Annotated in this window: 14 protein-coding genes; 8 read left to right on the plus strand and 6 right to left on the minus strand. The window is 45.0% G+C overall.

Translation table 11 applies throughout. The features are described from left to right. Positions 1-541 precede the first annotated feature (541 nt). Positions 542-1,504: a hypothetical protein gene (locus HGH90_RS24490; RefSeq protein ID WP_168766353.1), complete on the minus strand. Its 963-nt coding sequence runs from the start codon at positions 1,502-1,504 to the stop codon at positions 542-544. A gap of 106 nt (positions 1,505-1,610) precedes the next feature. Between HGH90_RS24490 and HGH90_RS24495 the strand changes: the two genes are divergently transcribed. Genes HGH90_RS24495 through HGH90_RS24505 form a run of 3 tightly spaced genes read left to right on the plus strand, consistent with a single transcriptional unit; the run spans position 1,611 to position 3,917 of the window. Next, on the plus strand, positions 1,611-2,336 hold the full coding sequence (locus tag HGH90_RS24495; protein ID WP_168766354.1) for a 3'-5' exonuclease: 726 nt from the start codon (positions 1,611-1,613) through the stop codon (positions 2,334-2,336). A gap of 12 nt (positions 2,337-2,348) precedes the next feature. Then, positions 2,349-3,344, plus strand: coding sequence for a DNA polymerase III subunit delta (gene holA / locus HGH90_RS24500; protein WP_168766355.1), 996 nt, complete (start codon positions 2,349-2,351; stop codon positions 3,342-3,344). Positions 3,345-3,374: 30 nt separating this feature from the next. Further along, positions 3,375-3,917, plus strand: a complete 543-nt coding sequence (locus tag HGH90_RS24505) for a hypothetical protein (protein ID WP_168766356.1) — start codon at positions 3,375-3,377, stop codon at positions 3,915-3,917. Here the strand turns inward: HGH90_RS24505 and HGH90_RS24510 are convergent. Continuing rightward, a complete protein-coding gene (locus HGH90_RS24510) occupies positions 3,914-4,846 on the minus strand; it encodes a bifunctional riboflavin kinase/FAD synthetase (RefSeq protein WP_168766357.1) in 933 nt (310 codons plus the stop codon). The genes HGH90_RS24505 and HGH90_RS24510 overlap by 4 nt on opposite strands. 137 nt (positions 4,847-4,983) lie before the next feature. Here HGH90_RS24510 and HGH90_RS32145 point away from each other — a divergent pair, with 137 nt between their 5' ends. Further along, positions 4,984-6,162: an AIR synthase related protein gene (locus HGH90_RS32145; protein ID WP_168766358.1), complete on the plus strand. Its 1,179-nt coding sequence runs from the start codon at positions 4,984-4,986 to the stop codon at positions 6,160-6,162. Positions 6,163-6,248: 86 nt separating this feature from the next. Here HGH90_RS32145 and HGH90_RS24520 read toward each other — a convergent pair whose 3' ends face one another. The 3 genes from HGH90_RS24520 to HGH90_RS24530 form a co-directional block, all read right to left on the minus strand. Next, a complete protein-coding gene (locus HGH90_RS24520) occupies positions 6,249-6,704 on the minus strand; it encodes an energy transducer TonB (RefSeq protein ID WP_168766359.1) in 456 nt (151 codons plus the stop codon). A gap of 89 nt (positions 6,705-6,793) precedes the next feature. Further along, positions 6,794-8,476, minus strand: a complete 1,683-nt coding sequence (locus HGH90_RS24525; RefSeq protein ID WP_169192079.1) for a M56 family metallopeptidase — start codon at positions 8,474-8,476, stop codon at positions 6,794-6,796. Then, on the minus strand, positions 8,473-8,844 hold the full coding sequence (locus HGH90_RS24530) for a BlaI/MecI/CopY family transcriptional regulator (RefSeq protein WP_145671949.1): 372 nt from the start codon (positions 8,842-8,844) through the stop codon (positions 8,473-8,475). Before HGH90_RS24530 ends, HGH90_RS24525 begins: the two co-directional genes overlap by 4 nt. A 165-nt stretch (positions 8,845-9,009) precedes the next feature. Between HGH90_RS24530 and HGH90_RS24535 the strand changes: the two genes are divergently transcribed. The 3 genes from HGH90_RS24535 (at position 9,010) to HGH90_RS24545 (ending at position 12,609) form a co-directional block, all read left to right on the plus strand. After that, entirely contained in the window at positions 9,010-9,705 is a 696-nt protein-coding gene (locus HGH90_RS24535) for a cell division ATP-binding protein FtsE (protein WP_168766361.1), read from the plus strand. A 148-nt stretch (positions 9,706-9,853) separates the two neighbouring features. Continuing rightward, a complete protein-coding gene (rpsO, locus tag HGH90_RS24540) occupies positions 9,854-10,126 on the plus strand; it encodes a 30S ribosomal protein S15 (protein ID WP_145671947.1) in 273 nt (90 codons plus the stop codon). Positions 10,127-10,251: 125 nt separating this feature from the next. Beyond that, complete coding sequence (locus tag HGH90_RS24545; protein WP_168766362.1) at positions 10,252-12,609, plus strand: polyribonucleotide nucleotidyltransferase; 2,358 nt, start codon at positions 10,252-10,254, stop codon at positions 12,607-12,609. 86 nt (positions 12,610-12,695) lie between these two features. Here HGH90_RS24545 and HGH90_RS24550 read toward each other — a convergent pair whose 3' ends face one another. After that, on the minus strand, positions 12,696-13,265 hold the full coding sequence (locus tag HGH90_RS24550) for a hypothetical protein (RefSeq protein ID WP_169192080.1): 570 nt from the start codon (positions 13,263-13,265) through the stop codon (positions 12,696-12,698). A 158-nt stretch (positions 13,266-13,423) separates the two neighbouring features. Between HGH90_RS24550 and prmA the strand changes: the two genes are divergently transcribed. Further along, entirely contained in the window at positions 13,424-14,242 is an 819-nt protein-coding gene (gene prmA / locus HGH90_RS24555) for a 50S ribosomal protein L11 methyltransferase (RefSeq protein WP_211093075.1), read from the plus strand. Positions 14,243-14,361: the final 119 nt, after the last annotated feature.

The following is a 14,361-nucleotide window of genomic DNA, read 5'->3' on the forward strand; positions in this document are numbered from 1 at the left end:
GCTTCTGATCTTTTCCGTTAATAACAACAGGCGCACAGAAAGACGATGTTCAAGGAAGAATTACACTACATAGGATGCCATGCCGGGAAACATACCTGATGAACAATTACAGCATATTTTCAGCTACTGCAAACAGTCACGGTATATTGTAAAACATGGGTTAAAACTGGCAGCTTTTATTTGCCCGTCACATTCTTCTTCTCAAGCATTGGTCTGGGAACTCAGTGGCCTCCGGCTAATTATGAAAGCAAAGAACGTTAATTTAATTTTATTTTTATATATATCTTTTTGTCAATAACTAATCATTAACAAATTAGATAAGTGAAAAAAACATCAAGGAGAAAGTTATTCGATGGTGAAAAGGACTAACAATATAGAAAAACGGAATAGTATCTATGTAAATATAAGCTAAAAAGATATTAGGCGAACAGCTGTAGGAAAATATAACATAACCTGGAAAGATGGTTAAAATTAAATGCCCGGTGCTAACAGCACCCGGGCATTTAATTTTAATTAAATAAGATAACTGGTGGAGGTTGGCTTAAAACAGGCCACCTTTTCTGAGGGTAACTTTACCCTGACCTATTTTGAAGCCGTTGTGATAGATCTCTACTGCGTAGTCGCCTGGCTTGAAATCAGAATTTTGTTTCCAATCCATGCTTACAGATTGTTTCTGGCCAGTCACGTAAGCAACTGTTTTCTTGGCGGTATACAGTTTTTCGGTACCGTCTTCCAGGGTGAAACGACCGGATCCCAGTGCTTCTACTGCCAGTGGTGAGCCATCAGGTGCAGTAATCGCTACAAAGATTTCTTTGTCGCCGGTAGGAGCAATACGGTTGTCGTCCAAGTCAAAAGTAACACGCATCATGTCGGCCCGTTTGGCTTTAGTGGTTTCTATTTCTTTGCCATTGTGTTTTACATGTACCGGTTGCAGTTTGATGTTGGAAGCGTGTAATACAGAACCCAGATCCACTTTCTTATTAAGGCTGTCCTTTACAGTAGATACAGAGTCACGCTCCTTACGGGCTACATCCCTTTCTCCTGCCAATACGATCTTTTCACCTTCGAGACGCTCAATAGTTTGCTGATAGCCTTCGATATTGCTTTTCAGCTGTTCGATCAGGCGACGGGCTTCAGCCAGTTGGGCCTGAGTGGCGTTTTTGTTAGACAGGATGCTGGAGATCCTGGCTTTCATATCCTGTATTTCCTTATCTTTTGTTTTAACAAGGCTATCCATCCGGGTATTCTGAGAAATCAGGTCATCCAGACGGGCGTTAGCTGCGTTATATTCCTGCTGTAAAGCGTCACGGGAAGAAGAGATAGAATCTATCTGCGTGTTTTTTTGTACAATTTGCTCACTGGATTTATTCTTGTCGTATAACATATATATCCAGGTACCCGCTAATGCTGCAATTAAAATACCGTAAATTAGCCCATTGCGGCTTTTCGGTTTTTCTGGTCCGGGTGAACCCGGTGCAGGGGTGTTAAAAGTGTTCTCCGTCATAAGTTGTGAGTTTTATGTTTAATTGTTATATGGTTAAAAATCGTCATTCAAAAATAGCTATTATATTCCTATTTATTAATAACAGATATAAAACAGTTTTTCAATCGTGCTTCCCAATATTGCGTTAGACCAGCTACTACTGTTAGATATAGAAACGACACCCGCTGTATCCGCCCTGGAACAACTATCGGATGAGATGCAACAGCTGTGGCGTGAGAAAATTGCAAAAACTGCGCCAGAATCCGCAAGCCCGGAAACAGCATACGCGGACAGGGCAGGCATCTACGCCGAATTTGGGAAAATTGTCTGCATCTCCGTAGGCTTCTTCAGCGTGGAAAATAACCAGTACCAGTTACGCCTGAAATCGTTTTGCAATGACGATGAAGCAGTTGTACTCAGTGGATTTTTAGAATTGATCAATAAATTCTATGCAAAACATCCGCGCTTCCAGTTTGCCGGGCATAACATCAAAGAATTTGATATTCCTTTTATTTGCAGGAGGAGTGTTATTCATCAGTTATCTTTGCCCCAGCCTTTACAGCTGCACGGGTTTAAACCCTGGGAAGTCCCCATGCTGGATACCCTGCAACTGTGGCGGTTTGGCGACTTTAAGCATTATATTTCCCTGAAACTCCTCACGGCGGTTATGGGAATCGAAACACCGAAAGACGATATTGACGGCAGCATGGTAGGAAAGGTATACTGGGAGCAGAAAGACCTGGAACGCATTGCCACCTATTGCCAGAAAGACGTACTGGCGGTTGCCCGGCTGCTGCTCAAGTTTAAACGCCTGCCGGCATTGACGCCCGAAAATGTAGTGATCGTAAAATAGCAACTAAAGCAAATGGATTACCAGGATATCATCAAAGATTGGAAACAACAGAAGTTTAAATCACTTTACTGGCTGGAAGGAGAGGAGGATTTTTTTATCGACCAGGTAACGGCATATGCAGAACATGAATTGTTGCCCGAATCGGAGCAGGGATTTAACCTTACGGTGCTCTATGGAAAAGATACTGACTGGACCACCGTTATAAATGCCTGTCGCCGGTATCCGATGTTTGCTGAACGCCAGGTGGTATTGCTGAAAGAAGCCCAGGCCATGCGCGATTTACTCAAACTGGAAGCCTATATTGACAATCCCCTGTCGTCCACCATATTCGTAGTAGCACATAAACAAGGCAAAATAGATGGCCGCAGTAAAATGGCCAAACTCATAAAAGAAAAAGGTGTACTCCTGTCGACCAAAAAATTATATGATAACCAGCTTCCTGCCTGGGTCGAATCCTATGTAAGCAGCCGGGGACTGGCTATTTCCCAGAAAGCAGCTATCCTGCTCGTAGATCATATCGGCAACGACTTATCCCGTATCGCCAATGAAATCGATAAGCTGCTGGTAAATTTGCCTACTCAGAAAAAAATCGATGAAAGCGATATCGAGAAATACGTTGGAATCAGCAAAGAGTACAACGTATTTGAATTACAAAACGCCCTGGGGCAAAAGAATACCGCCAAAGTATTCCGGATTATCGCGTATTTCGCCGCCAATCCCAAAGCTGCTCCCATTCAGATGACCCTGCCCGCGCTCTATAATTTCTTTGCCAAAGTGAACCTGGTCTTCAGTGTAAAAGGAGGCGAAAAAGAAATAGCGGCTGCACTGGGCGTACATCCGTTCTTCGTAAAGGATTACCTGAATGCGGCCAGGCAGTATGGGCCCGATGGTACCGAAAAAGCTATCTTGTTGCTGCATCAGTATAACCTGCGGAGTATAGGCATTAATGATAGTGGGGTAGAAGATGGAGAGCTGATGAAGGAGCTGATGTTTAAAATGATGAGCTGATAACGATCATTGCTATATAACCTATATTGTATGTCCCATCGTTTAAAAGCTATACTGAAAACAATACTGGCCATTGTCTGTTTTTTATTGGGATTGTTGCTCACCGCCAGCATCGTGAGCGTGCTCATTAGCCGCCTGTTATATGAATCATTCGATGCAGGTACTGCTGTGGGTTTTGGTGTTGCGGGCACTATTTTCCTGGGCGTGTCGGTATTACTTTTTGTGGCTGCCTGGCGCTTGCATAAAGCAGCCCAAAAACACCGGGCCTTACTGCCTGCCAGCAACTTGTCATTTCCTGTCAGAGTTATATTGGCCGTTGCCTGTTTTTTGATGGCAGCGTTTTTAGTGCTGGTGGAAGTCGGATTCCTCGACGATACAGCAAGTTTTAGCAGCGCATTCAACATGGCTCCGGGCGAAGCGGGAGATTATAACCGGGGAACCGCAGTTGGATCCTGGTTGGTAATACTATTAGCACTGCTGCTCATTTGCTGGCTGGTTAGAACCGGCTACCGCCTGCTCCGCCATTCCCATAAGAAAAAAGAAGTAATAGAATTGCTGGGAGAAGAATTTTAAAGCGTTGCCAATATTTTCCGGGCCTGTTCTGAATCCTTGTTCATCTGCACAATCAAGGCATCAATGTTATCAAACTTCAGGTTAGAGCGAATATAATCGACAAAATACACGGTGAGTTCCTGGTCATAAATATCTTCGTGGAAATCAAAAATGTGTACTTCCAGCCGCAGGTCTGTACCATTGAAGGTAGGGCGGAAGCCAATGCTCATCACCGCGGGAAATATACGTGTTCCTAACTGGGCCTGTACTGCATAAATGCCTTCTGCCGGAATCAGTTTCCTTTCATCGGTGAGATGCAGGTTGGCGGTAGGATAACCCAGTTGCCGGCCCATTTTATCACCATGTACCACTTTGCCGGTCAGGAAATAAGTATAGCAAAGCAGTTCGTTGGCCAGCCGGATATTGCCTTCCTGCAGGTTTCTGCGGATTTTGGTAGAGCTAACGGTGAGATCATGTACTACCTGTTGCGGAATTTCTATCAGCTTAAAGCCATATTGCTGCTGTTCAGCTTCCAGGAGTTCCAGTCCGCCTTCCCGGTTGTGACCAAAGCGGTGATCGTATCCGATGATAATAGTGTGTGGCTTAAAGCGGGCTACCAGGAAGTCTTCCAGGTAACTGCGGGCCGACATTTCCGAAAACGACCTGGTAAAGGGGACTACAACCAGGTGATCAATACCGGCGCGTTCCAATAAGGCAATTTTTTCCGGTAAAGTGGTCAGTAAACGGATGTTGCCGGGTTTGGGTAACAATACTTCTCTGGGATGTGGGTCGAAGGTAATAATCACGGTTTCCCCCTCACAATCCCTGGCCGCCTGCTCCAATTGCTGGATGATAAAGCGGTGTCCTGCATGTACTCCGTCGAAGGTGCCTATTGTAATAACAGCATTGCGGAATTCCGGTAAGTGGTCTAAGTCCCTGTGAACCTGCATATAATTCAATAACTATCAAAAACGCCGTGCAAATCTAACACATTCGGCGGGCATTCTGCATGGAATCTGTTACTTTTGCAGCCTGAATAGTATCTTGATTCAGATTATTTTTTATTTACATACTTATTTATTTCCCGGTGGATAATAATATTTACGCCAAGCGAGGTGTTTCAGCAGGTAAAGAAGATGTGCATAATGCCATTAAAAACATTGATAAGGGTTTATTCCCAAAAGCATTCTGCAAAATAGTACCCGATATCCTCGGGGGCGATGAGGCATACTGCAATATCATGCACGCAGATGGCGCTGGCACGAAATCTTCCCTGGCTTACATTTACTGGAAAGAAACCGGCGACCTCGGTGTATGGAAAGGGATTGCCCAGGATGCAATTATTATGAACATGGACGACCTGCTCTGCGTAGGCGCTACCGATAACATTCTCCTGTCGTCTACCATAGGGCGTAATAAGCAACTGCTTCCCGGTGAAGTGATTGCCGCTATTATCAATGGCACAGAAGAAATCCTGGCCGAACTCCGCCACCATGGTATCAGCATCTATTCTACCGGTGGTGAAACCGCCGATGTAGGCGACCTGGTACGTACCATCATCGTAGATTCTACCGTTACCTGCCGTATGAAACGTGCCGACGTAATTTCCAACGATCGTATTCAGGCAGGCGATGTAGTGGTGGGACTGGCCTCCTACGGACAGGCTACCTATGAAACGGAATACAACGGCGGTATGGGCAGCAATGGCCTGACCAGTGCCCGTCATGATGTATTTAATAAAGACATTGCCGCAAAATACCCGGAAAGTTTCGACCCCAATATTCCTTTTGAACTGGTATTCAGTGGTAAAAAGTCATTGACAGATAAAATAGAGGTGCCCGGTTTTGGCGCCATCGATGCGGGCAAACTGGTGTTATCGCCTACCCGCACCTATGCCCCGGTTATCAAGAAAATATTGGAGCAATTCCGCCCGCAAATCCATGGCATGGTGCATTGTAGCGGTGGTGCGCAAACAAAAGTGCTGCATTTTATAGAGCAACTACACGTGATTAAAGATAATCTTTTCCCGGTGCCTCCGTTGTTCAGCCTGATCCAGGAACAATCCGGCACACCCTGGAAAGAAATGTACCAGGTGTTTAACATGGGACACCGCATGGAGCTCTATGTTCCGGAAGCTATTGCGGCCGATATTATCGCTATTTCAAAAAGCTTTAACATCGATGCCCAGATCGTAGGAAGGGTAGAAGCAGCGCCGCAAAAGAAAGTAACCGTGAAAGCACCAGCAGGTACTTTTGTATACGAATAAAGAGATGAGATATAAAAAGGAAGAGCCGTTGCGTCGTAAGACGCAACGGCTCTTTTAGTTGATATTTTTCTATCGGCAAGGCTTAATTATTTCTTTGGCTGCGGCAAGGTAAACGTAACCGGCAGGTCACACTTTACATTCAACGCTTTCCCTTTCTCTTTCCCAGGTTCCCACCGCGGCATACTACTCACTACCCGTACGGCTTCTTCCTCCAGCCCGTATCCTTTGTAAGGCCCGGAAACATTGGGATACAAGAGATTTCCTTTTTTGTCTACTACAAACTGTACATACACGGTACCGGCAACTTTAGCTGCTACTGCAGCTTTGGGAATCCGGAGGTTTTTATCGAGATAATTTTGCAGGGCGGAATCACCACCCGGAAAGTGCGGGGGATCTGACACCAGCGTAAATACCTGCTCCATGTCGGGTTGCCGGGAGGTATCTGCTGCGTAATGATGTAAAGCTGCCTGCTGATGAGGAGTTGAAGAAAAAGGTAGCCCCATGATAATGGGGATCACCAGGTGACAATAGGATAGTGGCATAGGATTTTTTTATAAAGATGGGTAAAATGGGGCAAAATAAAAAGCCCCTTCGCGATAGAAGGGGCTTTCCTGTATGAATGATAGTTGTGTTATTCTACCAGGGTAAACCGGATGGGCAAATTAAACTCCGTATTGACCGCGTGCTTATTTTGGATACCAGGATTCCATTTGGGCATCGCTTTCACTACCCTGATCGCCTCTTCTTCGAGTCCGCGGCCTCTTTGGGTGCCAACCGTACGTATATCCCGGATAGAGCCATCTTCGAGGATAATAAACCGAACGGAAACCGTTCCCGATACGCCGTGTTCTTGTGCATCCCGCGGATATTTAATATTGGAAGACAGGTATTTAGCTAGCGCTTCCTCGCCGCCACGGAAGGTAGGAGGTTGTTCTACCGACGTAAATATCTCAGTAGATCGCGGCGAAGGAGGTGGCGGTGGTGGCGGCGTAAATTCAATGTGTTGCTTTTCAGTGGCAGACTTGCTGTCATCTAATGTAAAGCGGATGGGCAGATTGAATTGTACTGATACGGTTTTACCATCTTGTTTGCCGGGTACCCAACGTGGCATCGCATTTACCACGCGCAGTGCCTCCTGGCATATACCCGCACCGGGATCTCTACCTATTGTCTTTGCATTGGAAATGTTTCCTTTTTTATCTACTACAAATTGTACGAAAACGGTACCTGATATTTTTTTAGCTACTGCCTCTTTGGGGTATTTGATACTCCGGGTCAGGTAACTCATCAATGAATCTTCCCCTCCTTTAAAGGTGGGAGGTTGCTCAACAAAAGTAAACACTGGTTCGGATGCGGTTTCTTTTTTGGGTGTTATTTTACGGGGAGTAGTATCCATTACTGCCGCTTCACTGATGGTGGTGTTAAGCGTCCGAATGGCGGAAGGACGCTTATCAGCCACAAAAGCAAGCGAGCAGAAAATACCGGTGGCTACAGGCAATACCAGGATACGCCGCAGGTAGCTGAACCGGGGCGTATGAAATTGTGTAAGCATAAGTATTCTTCTTTTAATAGGTGGGTGAAAAAAATCATTGGTGAAACTGAATTGTTTGCTGTGGAAGGCCATTTGCAGGATTGTTTGGGCATAGCCGGCAACTTCTTCCCCGGCGGCTTTTTTATCGGCCATAAACTCATGTACCAGTGCCAGCTCCCTTTTAATAATATGGAAGATGGGGTTAATCCAGTATACAGCCGTAACAATTTCCATGAAAAGCTTGTCGGCACTGTGTTTCTCCTGCAAATGCACCAGTTCATGTTTTAGTATTTGCTGGCCTTCTGCTGTTTGCAGGGAGGTGTGCTGGTCCCAGAAAATATAGGAAAAGAAAGAAAAGGGCGCTTTAATCTCCTGGTTTTCCACAAACTTATAGGGAGGTACTTCCTGTACCCGGCTGCGGTGTATTAGTTGACGGATATTAAAAATACTTACGAGTATGCGTAAGAGTAATAGTGCCATCACCAGTGTATACCCGGCGTTTACGATCGTCGCTGTAGTAATGGCAGGGCTAGCGGGTGGTATCACGGACTCCCGGAGCGTAATCATGCGACTGGTATACGACATCATGGTCGACGGCTCTTCCGGTGGTATGGGCAACGGGATACGCAGTAGGGGCGTGAGCAGCGATATCACTGTAATTAATACCAGGTAATACCGGTTCCATTGGTGAAAGCGGTTATTGCGCAGAGCTATATAGTAATAACCATACAGTACAGCCGAGCAGATGATTACTTTAGCGATATAGGCGAGCAGGAGGTTCATTGTTTGGGTTTTTGTGATTCCTTAATCTGGGTAATCAGTTTTTCCAATTCAGAGATGCTCAATTCCTTTTCTTTCACAAAAAAAGAAACCATGTTACTGAAAGAGCCGTTGAAGTAACCTTTTACGATGTTGTTAACCGTTTTATGGCTGTAGGCATCTTTGGTAACCAGGGCAAAATATTGATGTGATTTACCGAAGGCCTTAAAGTCAACAAACCCTTTCTCTATCAGGATTTTGATGAGGGTAGACACCGTGTTGTAATGCGGCTTGGGTTCTGGCATTACTTCAATAATATCTTTCACAAAAGCGGGCCCCGTTTCCCACAGGGCTTGCATAATTTGTTCTTCTGCTTTGGTAAGTTGTTTCATCCCATTTTCGATTTATAATTCCAAGTTATAACTAATTATTTAGTTTAAAAACTATTTTTTTAGTTTTTAAGAGAAATAAATCTGGGGAGATTGACATATTAGCACAACGAGTTATTTTTTAATTAGTTATTTTTGCTCGCAACAGATCGTAAAACAGAAAAGGACATGACGGCTGAACAACCTATTATCCAGTTAACAAATGCCAGCATTTACCAGGGGCAATCATTGATTTTGTCTGATGTGAGCATCACGGTGAACAAGGGAGAGTTTGTATATCTGATTGGCAAAACGGGTACAGGTAAATCGAGTTTACTGAAGACATTATATGGTGATTTGCCGCTAAATGATGGTACGGGGCAGGTCGTAGGTTTTGATCTGAAGAAGATGGATTGGAAAAAAGTGCCGTATCTTCGCCGGAATCTGGGAGTAGTATTCCAGGATTTCCAGCTGTTGACCGACCGGAATGTACATGATAATCTGAAGTTTGCCCTGCGGGCTACAGGTTGGCAGGATGCCAAGGAAATGGAGGCTAAGATCACAGATGTACTGGAAAAAGTGGGATTGGGTACCAAGGGATTTAAGATGCCTTATGAGTTGTCGGGAGGAGAGCAGCAACGCGTAGATATTGCCCGTGCTATGCTGAACTCACCCAAGCTGATCCTGGCAGATGAGCCTACCGGTAACCTGGATCCGGAAACTTCAGATGGTATTATGCAGTTATTGTTCCGTATCTGCCGGGAGGGAACCGCCATTGTGATGGCCACGCATGATTATATTGTATTACAGAAATTTCCGTCGAGGGTATTAAGAACCGAAAACGGGCATGTAACAGATAACGCCGCTGTGAATTTTTCTTCTTAGGAGTTGTTGAGAAGAAAGAATTTACAAATGGTGGTTATCATTCATTTATTATAAATTTCGGGTTAATTGGTAATTCCTATTTTTTAAATTACCTTTGCACCGGAAAAATAGCGACAAAAAACATTATTATTACTTATTATTTTTAAAGATGTCTTACTTAACTGTTGAAAAGAAAGCCAATATTTTTAAGGAATTTGGTGGAAGCGAAAAAAATACCGGCTCTGTAGAAGCACAAATCGCGCTGCTGACTGAGCGTATCAACAGCATTTCCGGTCACCTGAAAGAAAACAAAAAAGATTTTTCTACCCACCGTGGTTTGATGAAGATGGTTGGCCAGAGAAAGCGTTTACTTTCCTACTTATCTAAAACCAACCTCACAGGCTATCGTGCCCTCATCGAGAAGTTAGGTATCAGGAAATAACCATGACTTAATTATAGCGCTATTCCCAACTTTTATGGTTGGGAATAGTTTTTTTGTATGTATACGTTTTGTTATCCTTGTGATTGTAAAATGGATAACGTTATCTCATTAATCCTCACTTTATTATGAATCTGACACCTATTTCAGTGAAGTTCGATATAGGAGACGGTCGTATGGTGACCATCGAAACCGGCAAGTTGGCCCGTCAGGCCGACGGTGCGGTAACGGTGCGTTTAGGGAATGCAATTTTGCTGGCCACTGTGGTAGCAAATAAAGAACCCAAACCAGGCCAGTCTTTCTTCCCCCTTACAGTTGATTACCAGGAAAAATTTGCATCCGCCGGCCGCATACCCGGTTCCTTTTTCAAGCGTGAAGGCCGGTTGTCTGATTCCGAGGTATTGATTTCCCGTTTGATTGACCGCGCACTGCGCCCACTGTTCCCCGATAACTATTTTTGTGAAGTTCAGGTACTGGTTACCCTGATATCTTCCGATCCGGAAGTAATGCCGGACGCATTGGCCTGCCTGGCTGCATCTGCTGCCCTGGCAGTTTCTGATGTGCCCATCCAGGAAATTATCTCCGAAGTACGTGTTGCCCGTATTGAAGGCAAATACGTTATCAACCCTAACCGCACAGAACTGGCTAAAGCCGACATGGATTTCATCATTGGTGCTACCGACAAGAACATCATGATGGTGGAAGGTGAAAGTAAAGAATGCCAGGAAGAAGACCTGATCCAGGCCATCGAGGCAGCACATGCTGCTATCCGTGTACAGGTGAAGGCACAGGAAGAACTGCGTGACCTGAAAGGTGTGAAAGGCAAACGTGAATACGCACAACCTCACCAGAACGAAGAACTGAAAGCAAAAGTGACTGCTTTTGCCAAAGATAAAATATACCAGGTAGCCAAGTCTGCCTCGGCCAAGCACGATCGCAGTGATGCTTTTGCTGCTATCGGGGAAGAGCTGAAAGAACACCTGGGCGAATTACCCGAAGAAGATCAACCGCTGGTAAAAGACTACCTGCATGATCTGGAAAAAGAAGTGATCCGTAATATGATCCTCGACGAGTCCATTCGTTTGGATGGTCGTTCACTGGACCAGGTTCGCCCATTGGCAATGGAAACTGATATCCTGCCTTCTCCTCACGGTTCTGCCCTGTTTACCCGTGGTGAAACACAGTCCCTGACTACTGTTACCCTCGGCACACCAGAAGATGAACTGCTGATAGAATCCGCTGCTGTTTCCAATTATTCCAAATTCATCCTGCATTACAACTTCCCTCCATTCTCTACCGGGGAAGTGAAAATGATGCGCGGCCCCGGCCGTCGCGAAGTAGGACACGGTAACCTGGCGATGCGCTCCCTGAAGCAAATGATGCCGGGAAGTGACTATGCTTACACCGTAAGGGTGGTTTCTGATATCCTCGAATCCAATGGTTCTTCCTCCATGGCTACTGTATGTGCCGGTTCACTGGCACTGATGGATGCAGGCGTACCTTTGCCTAAACACGTTTCCGGTGTGGCAATGGGACTGATCTCCCGTGCTTCCGACGGTAAATGGGCGGTATTAACAGACATCCTCGGTGATGAAGATCACCTGGGTGACATGGACTTTAAAGTTACCGGTACCCGCGATGGTATCGTTGGTATACAGATGGACATTAAAGTAGATGGTTTGAGCATGGATGTGATGCGCTCTGCACTGGCTCAGGCTAAAAAAGGCCGCCTGCATATCGTTGAGGCCATGTATGAAGTGGTACCCGCTGCCCGTCCTGAACCTAAACCACACGCTCCACGCATGGAGAAGATTATTATCGACCGTGAATTTATCGGTGCAGTAATCGGACCCGGTGGTAAGATTATACAGGAAATTCAACGCGAAACTGGTACTACCATCAACATTGAAGAAGTGGGTGAAACTGGTGAAGTAAGCATCTTCTCTGCACAGAAAGAAGGCCTGGATAAAGCGGTTGCATGGGTGAAAGGAATCATTGCAGTACCTGAAGTAGGTGAAGTATATGAATCTGTAGTAAAATCCATTATGCCTTATGGCGCTTTCGTTGAGTTCATGCCTGGTAAACAAGGCTTACTCCACATCTCTGAAGTTTCCTGGAAACGCCTGGAAACCATGGAAGGCGTACTGACTGAAGGTGAAAAAGTGAAAGTGAAACTGACTGGTACTGATCCTAAAACCGGTAAGTTTAAGCTGAGCCGCAAAGTGCTGATGCCTAAACCGGAAGGTTATGTAGAAAGACCAGAACGTGAAGAACGTGGCGACAGACCAGAAAGAGGTGAGTTCCGTGACCGTGGCGATCGTGGCGACAGACGTGGTCCCCGTGATGACAGACGCGGTGGCGACGACAGACGTGGTGGTGGCGACAGACGTGATTTCAACCGTGGCGACCGTGACCACAACCGTGGTGGCGGCGATTACAACAGCCGCAATGAGAAACCACAGGAACCTACCTTTGATGCAGAATAAGCATCGTAATAGCTAGCGATAACTGGAATTAAATAAAAAGAAAGCAGTCACCCCCGGTGGCTGCTTTCCCATTTTAAGCAAACTCATTATCGCCTGGTGAGCTGCTCTACCCGGAAAGTACTCTCCCGGAAAATCTCTTTCCCGCTGTTTAACCTAAATACCCGGTAATTTTTTCCATCTACCGGTTCTGCAATCATTTTATAGGCAGGTTGCGCTGCTTTGGTGCTTCTGTCGATCACCCGCACGGTGCCTGCTGCCAACAGATCTGGCAGTAATTCTTCTACATAAGGCAACATAATGCCTCCATCTTCAGCCCACAGCATATTCATTTTACTGGTACTGTAGCTGAAATCTTTATTGGTACTGTCTTCCAGGTAACAATAGGCTTTCCGGAAATGATTGCCCATGTCAATTGCATTCATCCGGGAAAACTGTACGCTGTTAAATACTTTATTATCGTACTTATGACCACGCAGCGTGGTATCCATAGTTACCATATAGTCGTACAGGGTTTTACGATCGAAGATCATCGTTACATTTTCAGTCTGGTACACGATAGAATCGGTGATAGGTTCAACAGGCTTTACTTTAATCACCTGGGCCATGCCGGTAAACGATAGCGTGACACCGGCCAGCAGCAAGAACAGTGCTTTCATAGGATATTTATATTATTTATAAATCAAATATAAATAAAAAGCTGAAAGCATAGTGCAGAAGCGTAAGCTATTATGACGAATGGATGTCGGAAGTATTCACTATAACAGCTTTATGCTTTCTGCGCTATGCTTTCAGCTTTATGCTATCTTTGCGCTCTATGTCTTACATTGCTATAACAATGCGTACAGGTGCGGAGCAGTCTGACCTGTTGGTGGCCCAGCTATCGTTGCTGGGGTATGAGGGATTTGAGGAGCAAACCGATGCACTGGTCGCCTATATTCCCGAAGCTGATTTTGATGAGGCTTTACTAAAGGAAACACTGGCTCCTCACGGTGTTAGCTATACGAAAGAAACTATTTTGCCGGAGAACTGGAATGCGGTGTGGGAAAGCAATTTTGAGCCGGTGCAGGTGGATGATTTTTGTGGTATCCGGGCGGATTTCCATCGCCCTTTTGATCCGCAACCTGCCTATGAAATCGTGATTACGCCTAAGATGTCGTTTGGAACAGGGCATCATGCCACTACATCTTCCATGATAAAGCTGATGGAATCGCTCGTTTTTTCCGGAAAACGCGTATTTGATTTTGGTACCGGCACTGGTATACTCGCTATCCTGGCAGAAATGATGGGAGCTGCTGTAGTAGATGCCATTGATTACGACGAGTGGGCTGTTAATAACACAATCGAAAATATCGCTGCCAATAATATGAAAAAGATAAAGATCTGGCAGGCGGATAATCTTGATGCTATTACCGAAAAATATGATATATTGCTGGCAAATATCAACTGTAACATTTTACTGCAGTTTATGGGAGATATGCGCAGACTGTTAGCGCCAGGGGGCATATTACTGTTGAGTGGAATCCTGCCATCGGATGAGGTGCAAATCACCGAATCTGCTGTTAGTCAAGGATTTGTAAAGGAAAAGAAGATAGAAAAGAACAACTGGCTGGCGATGCAATTTGTGGCTGTCTGACAAAATTTATTAAAAGTTACATATAAAAAGTGTTGATAATCCAACTTTTGTGTTACAATCTTTTCTAATATTCTCTATATTTTAACACAGAATTTGTTATCTTAGCATTCCTAACTTGT

Origin of the sequence: Chitinophaga sp. Ak27 (genome assembly GCF_012726295.1) — a bacterium.
In the GTDB taxonomy this organism is placed as follows: domain Bacteria; phylum Bacteroidota; class Bacteroidia; order Chitinophagales; family Chitinophagaceae; genus Chitinophaga.

What these genes read in the sequence shown, in the direction of transcription:
- HGH90_RS24490 (WP_168766353.1), bottom strand. Translation starts at nt 1,504, where the DNA reads ATGACGGAGAACACTTTTAACACCCCTGCACCGGGTTCACCCGGACCA.
- holA (WP_168766355.1), top strand. Translation starts at nt 2,349, where the DNA reads ATGGATTACCAGGATATCATCAAAGATTGGAAACAACAGAAGTTTAAA.
- HGH90_RS24505 (WP_168766356.1), top strand. Translation starts at nt 3,375, where the DNA reads ATGTCCCATCGTTTAAAAGCTATACTGAAAACAATACTGGCCATTGTC.
- HGH90_RS24510 (WP_168766357.1), bottom strand. Translation starts at nt 4,846, where the DNA reads ATGCAGGTTCACAGGGACTTAGACCACTTACCGGAATTCCGCAATGCT.
- HGH90_RS24520 (WP_168766359.1), bottom strand. Translation starts at nt 6,704, where the DNA reads ATGCCACTATCCTATTGTCACCTGGTGATCCCCATTATCATGGGGCTA.
- HGH90_RS24525 (WP_169192079.1), bottom strand. Translation starts at nt 8,476, where the DNA reads ATGAACCTCCTGCTCGCCTATATCGCTAAAGTAATCATCTGCTCGGCT.
- HGH90_RS24530 (WP_145671949.1), bottom strand. Translation starts at nt 8,844, where the DNA reads ATGAAACAACTTACCAAAGCAGAAGAACAAATTATGCAAGCCCTGTGG.
- HGH90_RS24535 (WP_168766361.1), top strand. Translation starts at nt 9,010, where the DNA reads ATGACGGCTGAACAACCTATTATCCAGTTAACAAATGCCAGCATTTAC.
- rpsO (WP_145671947.1), top strand. Translation starts at nt 9,854, where the DNA reads ATGTCTTACTTAACTGTTGAAAAGAAAGCCAATATTTTTAAGGAATTT.
- HGH90_RS24545 (WP_168766362.1), top strand. Translation starts at nt 10,252, where the DNA reads ATGAATCTGACACCTATTTCAGTGAAGTTCGATATAGGAGACGGTCGT.
- HGH90_RS24550 (WP_169192080.1), bottom strand. Translation starts at nt 13,265, where the DNA reads ATGAAAGCACTGTTCTTGCTGCTGGCCGGTGTCACGCTATCGTTTACC.
- prmA (WP_211093075.1), top strand. Translation starts at nt 13,424, where the DNA reads ATGTCTTACATTGCTATAACAATGCGTACAGGTGCGGAGCAGTCTGAC.